This is a genomic window from Brevundimonas sp. Soil_N_31, assembly GCF_057655995.1.
Map to the genome: position 1 here is coordinate 148,550 of NZ_JBDGLE010000002.1, position 15,589 is coordinate 164,138.

Annotated in this window: 15 protein-coding genes and 4 tRNA genes; 11 read left to right on the top strand and 8 right to left on the bottom strand. The window is 67.0% G+C overall.

Annotated features, from left to right (window positions below; all coding sequences use genetic code 11):
- Nucleotides 1-121 precede the first annotated feature (121 nt).
- The 6 genes from recJ to AC3A3G_RS03675 all read left to right on the top strand — a co-directional run bounded on the left by recJ (nt 122) and on the right by AC3A3G_RS03675 (nt 3,752).
- A complete protein-coding gene (gene recJ / locus AC3A3G_RS03650; protein WP_487487561.1) occupies nt 122-1,924 on the top strand; it encodes a single-stranded-DNA-specific exonuclease RecJ in 1,803 nt (600 codons plus the stop codon).
- A 115-nt stretch (nt 1,925-2,039) separates the two neighbouring features.
- Nucleotides 2,040-2,114: transfer RNA gene (locus AC3A3G_RS03655), tRNA-Glu, on the top strand.
- A gap of 183 nt (nt 2,115-2,297) precedes the next feature.
- A tRNA-Glu gene (locus AC3A3G_RS03660) sits at nt 2,298-2,372 on the top strand.
- Between the two features lie 183 nt (nt 2,373-2,555).
- Nucleotides 2,556-3,095: a cold-shock protein gene (locus AC3A3G_RS03665; protein WP_125900941.1), complete on the top strand. Its 540-nt coding sequence runs from the start codon at nt 2,556-2,558 to the stop codon at nt 3,093-3,095.
- Between the two features lie 24 nt (nt 3,096-3,119).
- A complete protein-coding gene (locus AC3A3G_RS03670) occupies nt 3,120-3,608 on the top strand; it encodes a DUF192 domain-containing protein (protein ID WP_200167433.1) in 489 nt (162 codons plus the stop codon).
- Nucleotides 3,609-3,675: 67 nt separating this feature from the next.
- Nucleotides 3,676-3,752, top strand: a tRNA-Pro gene (locus AC3A3G_RS03675).
- Between the two features lie 681 nt (nt 3,753-4,433).
- On the opposite strand, the gene AC3A3G_RS03680 is transcribed toward AC3A3G_RS03675, so the two are convergent.
- On the bottom strand, nt 4,434-5,162 hold the full coding sequence (locus tag AC3A3G_RS03680; RefSeq protein WP_200167492.1) for a polysaccharide biosynthesis/export family protein: 729 nt from the start codon (nt 5,160-5,162) through the stop codon (nt 4,434-4,436).
- 124 nt (nt 5,163-5,286) lie between these two features.
- On the opposite strand from AC3A3G_RS03680, the gene AC3A3G_RS03685 reads away from it, so the two are divergent.
- Entirely contained in the window at nt 5,287-6,732 is a 1,446-nt protein-coding gene (locus AC3A3G_RS03685; protein WP_487487562.1) for a GumC family protein, read from the top strand.
- A gap of 86 nt (nt 6,733-6,818) precedes the next feature.
- Nucleotides 6,819-7,520, top strand: a complete 702-nt coding sequence (locus AC3A3G_RS03690; protein WP_289648027.1) for a P-loop NTPase family protein — start codon at nt 6,819-6,821, stop codon at nt 7,518-7,520.
- On the opposite strand, the gene AC3A3G_RS03695 is transcribed toward AC3A3G_RS03690, so the two are convergent.
- Genes AC3A3G_RS03695 through AC3A3G_RS03710 form a run of 4 tightly spaced genes read right to left on the bottom strand, consistent with a single transcriptional unit; the run spans nt 7,513 to nt 12,273 of the window.
- A complete protein-coding gene (locus AC3A3G_RS03695) occupies nt 7,513-8,466 on the bottom strand; it encodes a glycosyltransferase family 2 protein (protein WP_487487563.1) in 954 nt (317 codons plus the stop codon). The genes AC3A3G_RS03690 and AC3A3G_RS03695 overlap by 8 nt on opposite strands.
- The gene (locus tag AC3A3G_RS03700) at nt 8,463-9,395 is read right to left on the bottom strand and encodes a glycosyltransferase family 2 protein (protein ID WP_487487564.1); all 933 of its coding nucleotides are present in this window, start codon (nt 9,393-9,395) and stop codon (nt 8,463-8,465) included. The genes AC3A3G_RS03695 and AC3A3G_RS03700 overlap by 4 nt, the downstream gene beginning before the upstream one ends.
- Nucleotides 9,392-10,843 carry a lipopolysaccharide biosynthesis protein gene (locus tag AC3A3G_RS03705; RefSeq protein ID WP_487487565.1) on the bottom strand — a complete coding sequence of 484 codons (1,452 nt, stop codon included), beginning with the start codon at nt 10,841-10,843 and terminating at the stop codon, nt 9,392-9,394. The genes AC3A3G_RS03700 and AC3A3G_RS03705 overlap by 4 nt, the downstream gene beginning before the upstream one ends.
- A complete protein-coding gene (locus AC3A3G_RS03710) occupies nt 10,843-12,273 on the bottom strand; it encodes an exopolysaccharide biosynthesis polyprenyl glycosylphosphotransferase (RefSeq protein ID WP_487487566.1) in 1,431 nt (476 codons plus the stop codon). Before AC3A3G_RS03710 ends, AC3A3G_RS03705 begins: the two co-directional genes overlap by 1 nt.
- A gap of 261 nt (nt 12,274-12,534) precedes the next feature.
- Here AC3A3G_RS03710 and AC3A3G_RS03715 point away from each other — a divergent pair.
- Nucleotides 12,535-12,626 (top strand) — tRNA-Ser (locus tag AC3A3G_RS03715).
- 24 nt (nt 12,627-12,650) lie between these two features.
- Here the strand turns inward: AC3A3G_RS03715 and AC3A3G_RS03720 are convergent.
- The gene (locus AC3A3G_RS03720; RefSeq protein ID WP_200167444.1) at nt 12,651-12,833 is read right to left on the bottom strand and encodes a hypothetical protein; all 183 of its coding nucleotides are present in this window, start codon (nt 12,831-12,833) and stop codon (nt 12,651-12,653) included.
- A gap of 198 nt (nt 12,834-13,031) precedes the next feature.
- On the opposite strand from AC3A3G_RS03720, the gene AC3A3G_RS03725 reads away from it, so the two are divergent.
- Both AC3A3G_RS03725 and AC3A3G_RS03730 read left to right on the top strand, forming a co-directional pair.
- Nucleotides 13,032-13,337: an SCP2 sterol-binding domain-containing protein gene (locus AC3A3G_RS03725; protein WP_024354161.1), complete on the top strand. Its 306-nt coding sequence runs from the start codon at nt 13,032-13,034 to the stop codon at nt 13,335-13,337.
- Nucleotides 13,338-13,413: 76 nt separating this feature from the next.
- Nucleotides 13,414-14,616: an acyl-CoA dehydrogenase family protein gene (locus AC3A3G_RS03730; protein ID WP_487487567.1), complete on the top strand. Its 1,203-nt coding sequence runs from the start codon at nt 13,414-13,416 to the stop codon at nt 14,614-14,616.
- A 13-nt stretch (nt 14,617-14,629) separates the two neighbouring features.
- Here the strand turns inward: AC3A3G_RS03730 and AC3A3G_RS03735 are convergent, their stop codons facing one another.
- Both AC3A3G_RS03735 and AC3A3G_RS03740 read right to left on the bottom strand, forming a co-directional pair.
- Nucleotides 14,630-14,830, bottom strand: coding sequence for a hypothetical protein (locus tag AC3A3G_RS03735; protein WP_487487568.1), 201 nt, complete (start codon nt 14,828-14,830; stop codon nt 14,630-14,632).
- Nucleotides 14,831-14,889: 59 nt separating this feature from the next.
- A complete protein-coding gene (locus AC3A3G_RS03740; RefSeq protein ID WP_487487569.1) occupies nt 14,890-15,501 on the bottom strand; it encodes a sigma-70 family RNA polymerase sigma factor in 612 nt (203 codons plus the stop codon).
- Between the last annotated feature and the right edge of the window lie 88 nt (nt 15,502-15,589).

Here is a 15,589-nt window from a genome sequence, read left to right on the forward strand (position 1 = left end):
GCCCGCCTGGGCGAATCCGGCGATCCTGCCGCTCCGGCCGCGTTTCGCCGCCTTGAGTGCGAGGAGCCGTCATGGCCCATGTCCCGTCTGAACCCTTTTGCCGTCTCGGCGGCGCGCGCTGATGGCTGACGGCGCCGTCTCGTCCGCCTTCCTCGACGTGTCCCGATCCCTGTCTGGCCGGGCCTGGCGGTTGCGCCCCGCCGAGGCGGGCGTGACGCGGGCGCACATCCAGGCGCTGGGTCTGGACGAGCCGCTGGCGCGGGCGCTGGCGTCGCGCGGGGTGGGGGCGGAGCAGGGCGCTGATTTCCTGAAGCCGACGCTGAAGGCGCTGTTTCCCAATCCGTCCAGCTTCATGGACATGGACGCCGCCGCCGCCGCCATCGTCGATGCGCTTCAGGCGCAGGCCAGCATCCATGTCTTCGCCGACTACGACGTGGATGGGGCGTCCAGCGCGGCCTTGCTGGTGCGCTGGTTCCGCACCCTGGGCGCGGACCTGCCCATCTATGTCCCCGACCGCCTGACCGAGGGTTACGGTCCCAGCGCGCGGGCCTTCGACACGCTGAAGGCGCGCGGCGCCGATCTGGTCATCACCGTCGACTGCGGCGCGGCGGCCAATGAGGCGGTGGCCCATGCGGCGGCCATCGGCCTGAAGGTCGTGGTCATCGACCACCACATGATGCGTGAAAAGCCGCCCGCCTGCCTCGCCGTGGTCAATCCGAACCGGCCGGGCTGCGGCTCGGGGCAGGGTAATCTGGCGGCGGCGGGCGTGGTCTTCGTCCTGTTGGCGGCCCTGAACCGCGAGGCGCGCGGGCGCGGCCTGTTTGAGGGCAAGGCTGAGCCCGACATCCGTCAGTGGCTGGATCTGGCCGCCATGGGCGCCATCTGCGACGTGACGGGCCTGACCGGCTTCAACCGCGCCCTGACCAGTCTGGGGCTGGGGGTCATGTCGCACTGGCGCAATCCGGGCCTGCGCGCCCTGCTGGCGGCGGCGGGGGCAGAGCCGGGACCGGCCAAGACCAATCACGCGGGCTTCATCCTCGGCCCGCGCATCAATGCGGGCGGCCGCATCGGCAAGTCGGATCTGGGCGCGCGCCTGCTGTCCACCGACGACCCGGATGAAGCGCGGATGCTGGCCCAGGAACTGGACGCCTTGAACCTCGCCCGGCGCGAGGTCGAGGCTGAAGTCACTGAACAGGCCGTCCGCCGCGTCGAGGCGACCGGCGCCCATGCCGACGACAGCGCCGCCGTGGTCGTCAGCGGCGAGGACTGGCACCCCGGCGTGGTCGGCATCGTCGCCGGGCGCCTGCGCGAACGCTGGAGAAAGCCCGTCATCGTCATCGGCGTCGACGCCGTCAACGGCGTGGGCAAGGGCTCGGGCCGGTCGCAGCCGGGCATGAATTTGGGCCGGGCAGTGCAAGCGGCATGGAACGAGGGCGTGCTGATTGCGGGGGGCGGGCACGCCATGGCGGCGGGCCTGACGGTGACGGCGGACCGCATCGACGAGCTTCGCGCCTTTCTCAACGATCGCCTGTCAGCCGAGCGCGTTGAGGCCGTGGCTCAGGACTGGGTCGAGGTCGACGCCCTGATCGATCCGCGCGCCGCCACCCGCGACCTGTTCGAGGCGTTCGAGCAACTGGCCCCCTATGGTCCGGCCAACCCGGAGCCTCTGTTCGCGCTGGAAGGCGTCCAGGCGCGCGAGCCGGTCGCCGTGAACGGCGGCCATGTGCGGTGCCGTCTGGTCGGGCCGGACGGCGCCTCGGTGCGGGCCATCGCCTGGCGCTGCGCTGACCTGCCGACGGGCAAGGCGCTGCTGGCGGGGCAGGGCGGTCTGAACCTGGTCGGGCGCCTGAAAGCCGACGACTGGAACGGCCGTCGCGGCGTGCAGTTCGAGATCGAGGACGTCGCCGACCCGCGCATGGCCTGAAACCGTCAGCCTTGGCCGTGAAACGACGCAGGTCTTTGAAAAAGTCGCACAAATCCGCTTCGCCGTGCTTGCCATAAGCGGAATCGGCGGCTATCTACACGGTCCTCCGCGCAGCGGTCCCTTCGTCTATCGGTTAGGACGTCAGGTTTTCAACCTGAAAAGAGGGGTTCGATTCCCCTAGGGACTGCCACGCGGAGTTTTATCTCCCTCGACATTTGAATGCGTTTTTCCACGGCGGTTTTATCCGTCTGGATGTCTGCGGCGTCCGCGATCCGGCATTGAAACGGCGCGTCGGTCGTTTTTTTGCAAAAGCGCGCAACGCCCTCTTGCATCGCCGAAAAGGGACGGCTATCAGGCCGCTCCTCCGCGCAGCGGTCCCTTCGTCTATCGGTTAGGACGTCAGGTTTTCAACCTGAAAAGAGGGGTTCGACTCCCCTAGGGACTGCCACGCGGAGCAATGCTCCTCCCTCGATCGCCAGGCTGTCTTCTCTCGCTTCAAGAGCGGGGGATGTTACACGTTCGCCTTGTCTTTTTGACGACAATGTGGCGTAAAGTGGGCCGCGAGATTGCCAATCTTGATGTAACTGTGTTATTCTGACTGTCCCGGTGTGTTCGGGCGGGGATGTAGGTGATGAGTTTCGAAGAGAGCGATACGCTCGAGACCGTCAAGGTCGTGGGCAAGGTCAAGTGGTTTGACGCTGGGAAGGGCTACGGCTTCATCGTCCCGGACGACCCGCTTCTGACGGAAATGCGCGACGTTCTGCTTCATGTCACCAGCCTGCGCGAGGCGGGGCACGAGCTGGCGGGCGAGGGGGCGACGATCACTTGCGAGTGCGCCAAGCGACCCAAGGGTTGGCAGGTGGTCACGATTGCCGAGCTGGAAGCCGCTGCCGTACAGCCGACGCGCCGAGAGAGCGTTCGCTCATCGTCGATCGGTCATGTCGGCGTCTCTTCGGACGCGCCTCTGGAAGCCGCCGTGGTCAAATGGTTCAATCGCACCAAGGGCTATGGATTTGTAGTGCGCGACGGCCAGGACGGGGATATCTTTGTCCACGTCGAAACGTTGCGGCGTTGCGGTCTGGATGACCTGCTGCCGGGCGATCCGGTGAACGTACGTTTCGCCGAGGGGCCGAAGGGTCTTGTGGTCGCCGATATCAGACAGGGCGGTTGAGTTCGTCCGAAGAGGACGAATATCATGATCCGTCGCCGTGTCGTGGTTAGAATAACGCTGTACGCTGTTGTTCTGTCTGGAGTTCTTATGGCTTCGGCCTGTACGCGCACGGGGCCGATGGATGCGTCCGGTCAGCCGTTGGAAGCGCTGTCCGTGGTCACGGCGTCCGGCGAGCACAAGTTCATGGTCGAGATCGCGGACGATGACGCCGAGCGCGCGCGGGGCTTGATGTTTCGACCGCCGCTGGAAGACGACCGCGGAATGCTGTTCCAATTCCAGACGGCGTCCGAGCAGAGCTTCTGGATGAAGAACACGCCCAGCTCGCTGGACATCATCTACATTGATCCGCGTGGTCGCATCGTCTCCATCGCCAGCCACGCCACGCCGAATTCAGAGGCGCCGATTCCCTCGAACGGCGCCGCCAACGGCGTGCTGGAATTGCGTGCGGGTCGGGCTGGCGAGATCGGCGCCAAGCCAGGCGATACGATCAAGCACCCCTTCTTTCGTCCCTGAGGCGCGACTTGCGTCTTAGGCCGTTGCGGAGACTCACCCGACGTGCCATGAGGGCGCTCCGTCGGTCCGGGGTGTAGCGCAGCCTGGTAGCGCATCTGGTTTGGGACCAGAGGGTCGGAGGTTCGAATCCTCTCGCCCCGACCACGGTTTAAGCCCGTTTGGGCTGGATGAGTTTTACATTTGTCTGAGAGCTGGGCGTTGGCTTTTGATCGGCTGTGTTGGCATTGCGCTTTCGCCCCCAAGAGCAGATTTTGAGAATGTTCGCCGCGGGTGGACAGTAGGCGTTAGCGAACCTCCCATCGAGCAAAGGCGTAGTAGCTGTCGCCAGCCGGGGGAAAACTGCCATCGGTGCTCCGCGCCGTCGCTTTGAGCTGAACGCGTGTCGCCCATACGCCGAACGAAGAACCCGGTTCCGACTCATCGACAAGGCTGCACGCCGTCGTGACGCCGCCTTCGCCTAGGTCGCATTTCAACAGCGCCCATCCCTTGCCGCTTCCATCGATGGGCATCGTCGTCATTAGGCTTTGCGGTACTCGCTTCCGGAGCTCGGCAGGGCACCAAAGGCGAGATCCTGTCGCTAGGTCACGCTCGGATCGTTCACAGACGGTAGGTTCAGGTCGCGCTGCGGCAGGCGGCGCCGATTGATAAACAACGAACAACATCGAGGCGATGATCATCATCTCTCCCTAGGTTCAATCCGTAAATGTCCGCAATGGGTCGAAAGCGATACTTGGGCGCGCATGCCTCTCGAGACCATCTAATGTCGTTTAGCGCTGACGTTCTATTGCCTGAGCGAAGATCGGAATCGCGGACGCATTTCTTGCGTCAAGTCGAGGCGTAGCTTCCGTTGATCGCGTAGGAGAAACCGATCGGCAGGGCGTTACGCACCTGGGTGAAGAAGGCGGCCAGTTCGCCTAGGGTCGAGCGCGGCACGAACACGATGTCGCCGCGGCGCAGGGGCAGGATCTCGCCGCGCGGCGCGCGCAGATCCAGCACCTTCAGCATGCGTAGATCGCCAGGGCCACGGCGGATCAGGGCGCAGTTGCGGGCGTTTGAGGTCGGCAGGGCGCCGCCCGCCAGGATCAGGGCCTGATAGGCGTCGATCTGGCCCGGCATGTCGAAAACGCCCGGATTGCGTACTTCGCCGTCGATCCAGACCTTCAGCGGTCCGGCCTGACGCAACGTCACCTCGACCTCGGGGCGCAGCAGGTGAGGCGCGTACCCGGCGGAGATGTCGCCTTCCAACTCCGACAGGCTGCGGTCGGCGGCCGTCACATGGCCGACCAAAGGCAGGGAGACGCGCCCATCGGGGCCGATCTTCAACTGGCGATTCAGCTCAGTGGCGGTAGGCAGAACCACTTCGATTTCGTCCCCGGTATAAAGCCGATACTCCGGTTCGACATCGGTCCAGGGGGCGAAAGGCAGGTCGGCCGGCAGATCCGAGACGGTCTGCGGCCGGGGCAGGCCGCTGGACGCGCTTCGCCCTGCGGACGCCGCACAACCCGACAGGCCGGCGGCCAGCGCCAGTAGAAGCAGGCGGCGATCAACGTCCATGGGCGGGCGGTCCGGTCGGTTGCAAAACTGAAGTTCAGCCAAGCTGACGCCTTATGGGTAACGGCCGGTTAACGCCAACGCTTCAAGGTGTCCCGGTCTGACACTGGTGGATGATCCAGCCCGTATGCGTTCGCACGTCACAGCTACCCGTCCCCGTTACGGCGTCATGGACGTCGTGGCCCTGCTGTTCCGCGAACTGCTGCTGATGATCCTCATCTTTGCCGTGATCTTCGGAATCGGCGCCGCTGTCGTGATGACGATGAAGAAGACCTATACCGCCGGCGCCAGCCTGTTTGTTGGGGTAGGGCAGGAGTACGTCTATCAGCCGCGCGTCGGCATGGGCGAACGCGCCATGCCGCCGTCGGCTGCGGAGGTGGCCCAGTCCGAAGCCGCCATACTGAACAGCCTAGAGGTCAAACGCCGGGTTGTGCGCGCCTTGGGCGTCGAAAGCTTCCAGGAGCCGGGCGCGCCGGCGCCTGCGGACCCGACCCGCCAGGAGGCCGCCGCCGTGCGCGCCGTCGCCGCCGGACTGGGCGTCGAGGTGACGCCGCTGAGCCCGGTCATCGGCCTGAGCTACAAGAGCAATGACCCGGCCAAGTCGGCGCGCATCCTGAACACGGTCATCGACCAGTATCTGACCTATCGTCGCGAGGTCTTCCAGGACCGCGCCACGGCTGCGATCCGCACGCAGCGTCAGACGTTCGAGGATGAGCTGGGCGACGCCGACCGCGCCTATGAAGAGTTCCTGCGCACGAATAACATCGGCGACTTCGCCACGGCCAAGTCGACTATCGCCAACAGCTATCAATCCGTCTTCACAGAGCGCATGGGCGTGCAAGCTCAGTTGCAGCAGGCTTCGCAGCGTCTGGCGACCCTGGTCGGTCAAATGTCGCGGACGCCGGCGGAGGTGGCCTTGCACCAGGATCTGAACGTGTCGGCTCAGGACCAGATCCTGCAACTACGCACCGAGCGCGAGAGCCTGTTGGCGCGCTATCAACCAGACGCCCAGCCTGTGCGTGAAATCGATTCCAAGATCGCTCAGATGCAGGCCTATGTGGGCACCGGCACGGCCGTGGGCGCCAAGGAGGTTCGCACCGGTCCGAACCCTGTCTGGGTCGAGCTGGAGACGACCCGTATCAACGCCCAGGCCGACCGTGATTCCCTGGCGGCGCGCTTGGCTGTGCTTGATCGTCAGTTGTCGGACCTGCGCTCGCGCCAGACCCGCCTGACGGAGCTGGAATCGCGCAACTCGACCCTGGCGGGCAATCGCGAAGTTCTGACCGCCTCGATCCGCGAGTTCCAGCAACGCGAGACCCAGAGCCGCGCCGACAACGAATTGGTCAAGGCGGGCGCCGACAACGTCACCGTTATCGAGCGCGCCCAGCCGCCGTCGAAGGGCAAGAGCATGCGGATTCCGCTGATGGTCGCCGTGCTGCTGTTCGCGGGTTTCACCGCTCTGTGCGTCGGTTTGCTGCGGGTCTTCCTGCGCCCGGGGTTCGCCATGCCGTCGACCCTGAGCCGTACCCTGCACGCGCCGGTTCTGGCCGTCGCACCCGTCAAGGGCGGCTGATCCGCCTCATGACGCCGACAGGCCGCAGAAACCGACGGTTGTGTCGTGCTAGGCTGTTCCAAATGGCGCGCGCGTAAACGATTCGCATGGTCGATCTGACAACCGAGATGGCTGGTCTGTGGGCCGCGCTGGGACCAGCGCCGGCGCATCGCGGCCGCGTAATTCTGTTCGCCGCCTCGACCTCAGGCGAGGGCGTGTCGACGGTGGCGCGCGAGTTCGCCCGCATGGCCGCCGTACGCGGACGCCGACCGGTCTGGCTGATCGACGGGGATTTGCCGCAGCAAGGCCAGATGGAGCAGATCGCTGCTGAACCGGATCGGTTCGGACGGTTGGGACCGTCGGTGCAGGCGTCGCCGGACGGATCGGCTTTCTATGCTGTGTCGCCGCCCTTGCGCGGACGCGACGGCAAGCCCGCCGCTCCGGGACGCATCCTGACGGCCAAGGCCTGCCTGGGCGGACGGCTGTATGTCACCCGCTTCCATATGGAGCTGCTGCGCGCGGGCCAGCGCGTCGAGGCGGTGGACGACCCTCGCTATTGGACCCGGCTGCGCGCCCATGCCGATACGGTGGTGATCGACGCACCGGCGGCGGATCGCAGCGACATGGCCCTGACCCTGGCGCCGCTGGTCGATTCCACGGTGATGGTGGTCGCGGCCGACAGCACGGGCGCCGCCGCGCCCGCCGCCCTGCGTGAAGAGATCGACGCCGCCGGCGGTCGGGTCGCTGGTCTGGTGATGAACCGCTCGACCTGGAGTCCGCCCAAGCTGCTGAAGCGGTTCTTCAGCTAGAGGCGCGCTGGCGGTTCAGGCGGTCCAGTTCGCTCTGGCCGTAGAAGCGCGGCTCGAAATTCTTCATCCACAGCACCTTGCCCAGACCGCGTGCGGCGCGGTCGGCCATGACGGCGCGGCTGTCGCGGCCCAGCAGCGTCAGGACCAGGGCTGCTGCGCCCCACACCAGCGTCTGGGCGACGCCGATGATCATCCAGCGGCCGACGTTCAGCCCGTCGCGCGCTTCGGCCGCCGTCTGACTGGGGCCCTGACCATAGGCGAAGGCGCGGGTCAGGGCGTAGCGCAGGGTCGCACGGTGCGGAGGTGGGAACTCCTCGACCCAGGCGTCCGCTGCCCAGCCGAATCGTCCGCCGCGCGTCTTCAGCGCCGCGAACAGGACATCGTCCTCGCCTCCGATCTGATCCGATCCGACGTGGAAGGGCGCATCGCCGGGCAAGGCAGTCGCGCGCACCAGAAGGGCGTTACCGCAGCCGTAGGGCTCTTCGATCTGTTGGTCGTGCTCAGGCCCTTCGCGGCCGAAGAACCGCTCGAGATACGGCGACGCCCAGCCGGTTCCGTCAGGAACGCGGCCCTGGATCGGACCGAAGACGGCGTCGGCGCCGGTCGCGGCCTGTCCGCGTAACAGGGCGGCCAGCCAACCGGAACTGGCCGCCTCATCGTCGTCCAGAAAGGCGATCAGCGGCGCCTGGGTCGCGGCCAGGCCCGTGTTGCGGGCGGTGGCCACGCCCGGACGCGGCGCATGGGTCCAGATCAGGGGGACTGGCGATTCCGACGTCAGCGCCTCGACTGTCTTGCGGGCGCTGGCTTCAGGGTCGTTGTCGGCGACAATGATTTCGCGCAGGCGACCTTCAGCGCCTTGCTGGGCGAAGATGGAGCGCAAGGCGCGGGTCAGTTCATCGGGGCGACGCAGGGTAGGAATGACGACGGCGACATCGGGCGCGCTCATATCGCCTCCGCATACAAGGCGGCGCGGTACAGGCGCAGGCTGAAACCACGCAGGGCGGGCGGCAGCAGGCCGAGACACGCGACCAGCTTGAACAGGGGGCGGATCATGCGCAGACCGGGCACGGCCTTCAGCTTCTTCGCCACGCGATAGCTGGGATAGGCGGCGACGAAATCAGGGTGTCGGGCGGCGACGCGGGCGAAGTTGGGCGCTGACTGCTCATATTTGGCGGCCAGGGCCTCGACCGTGTCCAGGCCCATGTGGGTGGCTGGATTATCGATGTGTACGACCGGGAATCGGCGCGAGACGCGCATGGCCCATTCCACGTCTTCCCAGCCCCAACCGCTGAACCCGGCGTCGAAGCTTTCGGTGTCGAAGACGTCGCGGCGCACCAGTAGATTGGAGGTGAAGACGTATTTCTCAGGTTGCAGCGTGCGCTGATCGGCGGAAATGCAGTCGGACCGGGCGGCCATCTGGCGATGGACGGCGTAACGCGCGTCGGTCGGCGCCTGGAGCAGGGAGAAGCCGCCGAAGGCTACGGCGGGATTGTCGTTCACCGCCAGATCGACCCAGTCGGTCAGGAAACGCGCATGGTCGGGGCGCATGTCGCTGTCGAGGAACAACAGGAAGCGGCCGCGGGCCTCCTGGGCCAGGCGGTTGCGGCCCTTGGACCGTCCTTCGTTGGCGCCCAGCGTGATCAGCCGGGCGGGCAGGGACAGGGCGTCGATCAGGGCGGTTAGGCGCGCTGTCAGGGCTGGGTCCGCCGTGCCGTCGTCCAGCACGATCAACTCGGCGCGGCCGCCGACGCTTTGCGCCTCGCGGTCCAGCATCTGCAACAGGTTCGACGGATCGTCGCGCAGGAAGGGCATCAGCACCGACAGGGGGGGACGGGCCTCGTCCCATGCGGCGTTGTCATGGATTATGACTTTCATGCCGCAGCCCTCCGCGCCTGCAGGAAGCCGCGCAGACGGCGCAGCAGGTCGCGCACCCCGCCTGCGTTCAGGGCGAAGGCGGCGGCGCCATAGACGACGGCGCCCACCCCGGCGTCCATCATCAACTCAGGGAAGCCCCCAATCGGGGGCAGCAGAAGCACCACGCCCGCCATGACGACGGCCGCGAGACCGCAGCGCGCCAGCGCGTTCCAAGGCACGGGCAGGGGCAGGATGCGCCGTCCGATGGCCATGGAGGCCATCAGGCCTAAAGCGAAGCTGATCGCTGTCGCCCAGGCCGCCCCCATGACGCCGAAACGCGGGATCAGCAGGATGTTCAGGATGACGTTGCTCCCCGCCGGGATACTCATGGCCAGCAACAGCCAGCCCGTGCGGCGGCCCAGTGTGAAGGCCTGTCCGAAGTAATAGGTCGTCATGCCCGACAGGAAGGCGCCCAGCGCCACCCACGGCGTGACCGAGGCAGCGACGGTGCGCAGGTCTTCGCCGATCATGAACTCGGCCAGCGGCCGCGCGACCAGCGCCACGCCCACGGCGGCGGGCAGGCCGATCAGCACCAGGGTCGAGGCTTGCTCGCGCGCAGCGGCCTGAAGATCCTCGCGTCCGCCGCGCTCCAGCGCCATAACCAGAGCCGGAGCGCCCGCCGCGCCCAGCCAGACGAACATGACGTCCAGCGTCCGGTTGGCGATGCTGTAGGCCGCGTGATAGGCGCCGACCGCCGCTTCGTTCATGAACAGGGCCAGTAGGAAGCGGTCCGTTGAGGCCAGCACTACCGTCAGTCCCAGACCGACGGCGATCGGGTAGCCATAGACGGCGTAGGATTTCAGCCGTTGACGATCCAGCCGCCCGCGCCGGGCTTCGCGCAGTTCGGCGGGCAGGACGAAGGGCAGGGCGACCAGCGGGGCCAGCAGCATCCCGGCCAGCGGCGCCTCGGCCCCCATCCCCAGCAGGGCCAGGCCGACGCCGAAGGCCAGCCCCGCGACCGCGCTCCAGATGTCGATGGCGGCGGCGGGGCCGACCTCGCCCGCGGCGCGGAACCGCTCCTGCGCCAGCTTCAGGAAGCAGCGCACGGGAATCCCCGCCAGCGCCACGGCCAGCGGCAGGCGGAAGTTGTCCGGCATGGGCCACAGCCACACCAGCAGCCCGGCGACCGGCACGAAGACGGCGGTGATCAGGAAGGCCGCGCGATACAGGCTGGCGAAATGCCCGGCCATCTGCGCCTCGTCGGACTGGGCCGCCCAGAAGCGGGCCATGGAGGCTTCCAGCCAACTGAACGTCGCCACATGGGCCAGCGTCAGCACTGCATAGGCCAGCGCATAGCGGCCGAAATCCTCGGGCGACAGCAGGCGCGTAAAGATGATGATGGTCAGAAACCCGACCACGCCCTGCACGATATTGGCCGGCAGGTAGCCGAACACCCCCCGCCAGAACATCAGCGCACGGCCATCCGGTCGCCCAGAAGCACGGGAACGGTCACGGCGATGATCCATAAATCCAGCCAGAAGGACTGACGCTCGATGTATTCGATGTCGAGTTGAACCCGGTCGCGCACTTCATCCGCCGTATGCAGCGGCCCGCGCGAGCCCTTGATGGCGGCCCAGCCGGTCATGCCGGGCTTGATGCGGTGGCGATGGGCGTATTCAGCGACCAGACGCGCCGACTCGGCGTCGCCGGTCTTCATGCCGATGGCGTGGGGGCGCGGCCCGACCAGCGACATCTCGCCGCGCAGCACGTTCACCAGCTGCGGCAACTCGTCCAGGCTGGTGGCGCGCAGGAATTTGCCCAGGCGCGTCACCCGGTCGTCGCCGGCGGTCACCTGACGGCTGGCGGTGGCGTCAGAGGCTTCCTGGCGCATGGTGCGGAACTTCCACACCACGATCTCTTCCTGATTGAAGCCGTGGCGGCGCTGGCGGAACAGGGCCGGGCCCTTGCTGTCCATCCGCACGGCCAGGCCGATCAGGAACAGCACGGGGCTGAGCACGACCAGCGCCAGGGCCGACAGGATGATGTCGAGAATGCGCTTGTTGAAGGCGCGCCGCTCGCCGTCCACCGCGCCGCCCAGCAGGGGCAGGGAGGAGGAGGCCAGCTTTTCCAGCGCCTCGTTCCGCTGGGCCGCGCCCTTGGGGTCGACCAGCAGGGTCAGGGGAATGGGCAGAACCTCAAGGCGATGGGTCAGGGCGCGGACGCGGGCCTCGGCCTTGGGATCGATGGCCAGGATGACCCGGTCGATATAGGGCGTCAGCCTGTGTTCCAGCAGCGCGTCTGTCCCGCCCAGAACCGGCACGCCGGCCAGGGCGTCGGGCGTGCGGGCCAGGCGGTCGTCGAACACGCCCAGAATGTTCAGGTCGCGCCGGTCCAGCGCCTCGCGGATCAGCGATTCGGCGTGACGGGTGGCGCCGACCACGACGACGTTGGGCGTCAGATCGCCTCGGCTGCGCCATTGGGCCACCAGCATCCGCCAGATGGTGTGCAGGCCGGTCAGCAGCACCGCTGAGGCGATCGCCCACCAGCCGTACTCGGCCAGCGGCGTCTCGCCGTTGGGCAGGGCCAGGCCCAGCAGGCAGGCGAAGGCGCCGCCCAGGCCCGCCACGGCGGCGACCCCTGCCAGATGGCGCGCGGGCGCCCGGCTATTGTCAAAACGATACAGGCCCAGCGATCGCATCAGGCCCAGGGTCATCAGCGCGCCGATCAGAATGGGCGCGGCTTCGAACAGGGTGACCTGCGCCAGTCCGCCGGCGTTCATGCGGCCGATCGCCACAAGGCACAGGAAGCTCGATGCGACGATGTCGACGCCGCGGAAGTAGAAGACGCGCCGCCGCGCCGCCGCCCGCTGTCGGGTGTTCAGCCAGACGTCCGGCCGCAAGGGCCCGCGCCGAGCCCGGCCCGCACGCCCTGTCTCTGCCGTCGGCGCACGCGATTCGACCCGCGCCGCGCGATTCGCGCGCGCGCCTTCGGTCGCGGAGCCCAGAGTGTCAGCAGGGGTGATAGCCAAGTCTTTTTCCCGATATCGAGCAAAATGAGGTGCGAACCCCGTGTCACATGCCACTCTTATGCCGGGTTAACACAAAGGGCGTCAGTTCCGCATTGCGAAGCGTCGCGCGACTCGCTATCCACGCGGCCTGCTGGAGACGTGGCCGAGTGGCTGAAGGCAACGGTTTGCTAAATCGTCGTACCCTGTAAGGGGTACCGAGGGTTCGAATCCCTCCGTCTCCGCCAGAATTCTTTCCGAAAAATCCGACGTCAGTCGCGGCCCTCCGAAGGGGCGGCGGCCTTGGCGTCGCTGGGGCGGCGCACGGCGACGCCGTGCTGGCGCAGGATGCGCCGGGCGACCTCGGGGGCGCCGATCATGGGCAGGGGCTGGCCGAAGTGTTCGCGCCACAACTGGTCAAGGCGAACTTCCTCCGGAGTGAGCAGGCGGGTCATTGGCGAGTCCTTGTTACGCAAACGCGCAACTTCTAGGCCATCTCGCCGCGGCCGAACGCAAACTCATGTAAGCTGAGCCATATGTGATGGAACCGGCGCGATTGGGACTTCCTGACCTGGCCTTCCCTTGCGTGATCTTGGCGCCGCCCGGCGCGCGGGTTAGGCGTGTGGTTCAACTTCTCAACGGGAGAGACGCACATGGCCGATCTGGCCCTCGCCACCGACAAGATTCGCGCCGCCGTCGGCGAAAACTCGGGTCTGGGCAAGACCGTGAAGCTGGACTTCGGCGATGACGGCAAGATCTTCATCGACGGCGCCTCGGCTCCGAACACCGTCAGCAACGACGACAAGCCGGCCGACGCCACCGTTTCGATCAAGTGGGACGACTTCGTCGCGCTGGCCGAAGGCCGCCTCGACCCGATGATGGCCTTCATGCAGGGCAAGCTGAAGATCGCGGGCGACATGATGATCGCCCAGAAGCTGGCGCCGCTGCTCAAGGGGTGAGCGCGGGCTGAGGCTTGATGTTCAACGGCGCGGCTCCGACGGGGCCGCGCCGTTTTCATTTCGGGAGAGGCGTAAGATGGATTTCCGGCTGAGCGAGCGGGGCGAGCACTGGCGCGAGCGGGTGCGTCGTTTCATGGAGGCGGAGGTTCTGCCGCGCGAGGCGGACTATCGCGCCCAGGTCCGCGCCGATCCCAAGCGCCAGCCGCCGGTGATGGAGGCGCTGAAGGCCAGGGCCAGGACTGAGGGCCTGTGGAACATGTTCCTGCCGGGCGAGCATGGGGCGGGGCTGTCGAACCTGGAATACGCCCCCATCGCCGAGCTGATGGGCCGGGCGCTGTGGTCGGCCGAGGCGTTCAACTGCAACGCGCCCGACACCGGCAATATGGAAGTCCTGCACATGTACGGCGACGCCGCCCAGCAGGAGCGGTGGCTCAAGCCCCTGATGGCGGGAGAAATCCGTTCGGCCTTCCTGATGACCGAGCCTGAGGTCGCCTCGTCCGACGCCACCAACATCCAGACCCGGATCGAGCGCGACGGCGACCATTACGTCGTCAACGGCCGCAAGTGGTGGTCGACCAATATGGCGCACCCGAACGTCGCCGTGACCATCGTCATGGGCAAGACCGATCCCGACGCCGCCGTTCACCAGCAGCAGAGCCAGATCATCGTCCCGGTCGACACGCCCGGCTTCCGCGTCGAGCGGATGCTGTCGGTGTTCGGCTATGACGAGGCGCCGATCGGCCACGCCGAGGTGGTGCTGGAGAACGTCCGCGTCCCGGCCTCCAACCTGATCGCGGGGGAGGGGCGCGGCTTCGAGATCGCCCAGGGCCGCCTGGGGCCGGGCCGCATCCACCACTGCATGCGCACCATCGGCGCGGCCGAAAAGGCGCTGGAGCTGATGGTCGACCGCCTGCTCAGCCGGACCGCCTTCCGCAAGACCATCGCCGAGCATTCGGTGTGGGAACAGCGGGTGGCCGAGGCGCGCACCAATATCGAGATGTGCCGCCTGCTGGTGCTGAAGGCCGCCTGGATGATGGACGAGGTCGGGGCCAAGGGCGCCAAGTCCGAGATCGCCCAGATCAAGGTCGCCGCGCCGCGCATGGCGTTGAAGGTCATCGACGACGCCATTCAGGCGTTCGGCGGGGCGGGGGTGTCGGGCGACACGCCGCTGGCCGAGCTTTACGCCATGGTGCGGACCCTACGCATCGCCGACGGTCCGGACGAGGTGCACAACCGCACCATCGCCCGACTGGAGTATGCCGGGCGGGCAGGACGCTAGGCTGTCGCTCAGCTCATAGCCCGTCGCTGGGCGGCCGCTTGTGATGATGATGGGCGGAGGGCGAACTGAAGTCGCCGTCCACGATGTCGCCCAGATAGAGGTTGGGGCTGGCCTTGCTGGGCGGCTGCGGCGTGCGACCGAACAGCCAGTCCATGAAGCCGCGCTTGCCCGTGCGCGGGGGTTCGGGGGAGGGAGGACGTTGCGGAGTCATCATGACGGACTCTCCTGAGATCGGGAATTGAACCCCTTCGCCGGTTCCTCCGTTCCCTCCGCCTAGCTGTCGTCGCCCTCATTATTTTCTGTGTCGCCGAGCGGGAGTTCGTGCGCCAGCAGCAGGGCCAGGCGGCGCCGCGCGCGATTGACCCGGCTCTTGACCGTGCCTACGGCGCAACCGGCGATATCGGCCGCCTCCTGATAGGAAAGACCGGCGGCGCCGACCATGATGATGGCCTCACGGTGGTCGGGCGGCAGGGTGTTCAGCGCCTGTTGAAGCGCCGTCAATTCAGCGGTCCATTCCTGGTTGGCCTCGGAGGTCAGGCTGGCGGCGTGGCGGCCTTCTTCATCGGCCACTTCGCGTCGACGGCGGGCGGCGCCGGTGTACCAGCTGTTCCGCAGGATGGTGAACAGCCAGGCCCGCAGATTGGTCCCCGTCTCGAACCGCGCCCGATGCGCCCAGGCCTTGACCAGGGTTTCCTGAACCAGGTCGTCCGCATCCGCCCTGTTGCGGGCCAGCGAAAAGGCGAAGGCTCTCAGCGCCGGTATCTGACAGGCCAGCATGGCGCGCCAGTTGGCCGGGTCGGCCAGATCCGGCGCCCGATCAAGCGGGTGCGGCGATGGCGGGGGCTCGATGGCGTTCGGCCCCTCGGGCATGCGAACTTCGGGCATGCGGCGGGATCCTGAAAAACCTGCGCCGTTACGGCGACTTGATTGAATCAGAACGCTCTCTGATCGTGACTGTTCCTCTGAAACAGGA

Coding starts and splice junctions, on each gene's coding strand:
- recJ (WP_487487561.1), top strand. CDS start 122: ATGGCTGACGGCGCCGTCTCGTCCGCCTTCCTCGACGTGTCCCGATCC.
- AC3A3G_RS03665 (WP_125900941.1), top strand. CDS start 2,556: ATGAGTTTCGAAGAGAGCGATACGCTCGAGACCGTCAAGGTCGTGGGC.
- AC3A3G_RS03670 (WP_200167433.1), top strand. CDS start 3,120: ATGATCCGTCGCCGTGTCGTGGTTAGAATAACGCTGTACGCTGTTGTT.
- AC3A3G_RS03680 (WP_200167492.1), bottom strand. CDS start 5,162: ATGGACGTTGATCGCCGCCTGCTTCTACTGGCGCTGGCCGCCGGCCTG.
- AC3A3G_RS03685 (WP_487487562.1), top strand. CDS start 5,287: ATGCGTTCGCACGTCACAGCTACCCGTCCCCGTTACGGCGTCATGGAC.
- AC3A3G_RS03690 (WP_289648027.1), top strand. CDS start 6,819: ATGGTCGATCTGACAACCGAGATGGCTGGTCTGTGGGCCGCGCTGGGA.
- AC3A3G_RS03695 (WP_487487563.1), bottom strand. CDS start 8,466: ATGAGCGCGCCCGATGTCGCCGTCGTCATTCCTACCCTGCGTCGCCCC.
- AC3A3G_RS03700 (WP_487487564.1), bottom strand. CDS start 9,395: ATGAAAGTCATAATCCATGACAACGCCGCATGGGACGAGGCCCGTCCC.
- AC3A3G_RS03705 (WP_487487565.1), bottom strand. CDS start 10,843: ATGTTCTGGCGGGGGGTGTTCGGCTACCTGCCGGCCAATATCGTGCAG.
- AC3A3G_RS03720 (WP_200167444.1), bottom strand. CDS start 12,833: ATGACCCGCCTGCTCACTCCGGAGGAAGTTCGCCTTGACCAGTTGTGG.
- AC3A3G_RS03725 (WP_024354161.1), top strand. CDS start 13,032: ATGGCCGATCTGGCCCTCGCCACCGACAAGATTCGCGCCGCCGTCGGC.
- AC3A3G_RS03730 (WP_487487567.1), top strand. CDS start 13,414: ATGGATTTCCGGCTGAGCGAGCGGGGCGAGCACTGGCGCGAGCGGGTG.
- AC3A3G_RS03735 (WP_487487568.1), bottom strand. CDS start 14,830: ATGATGACTCCGCAACGTCCTCCCTCCCCCGAACCCCCGCGCACGGGC.
- AC3A3G_RS03740 (WP_487487569.1), bottom strand. CDS start 15,501: ATGCCCGAAGTTCGCATGCCCGAGGGGCCGAACGCCATCGAGCCCCCG.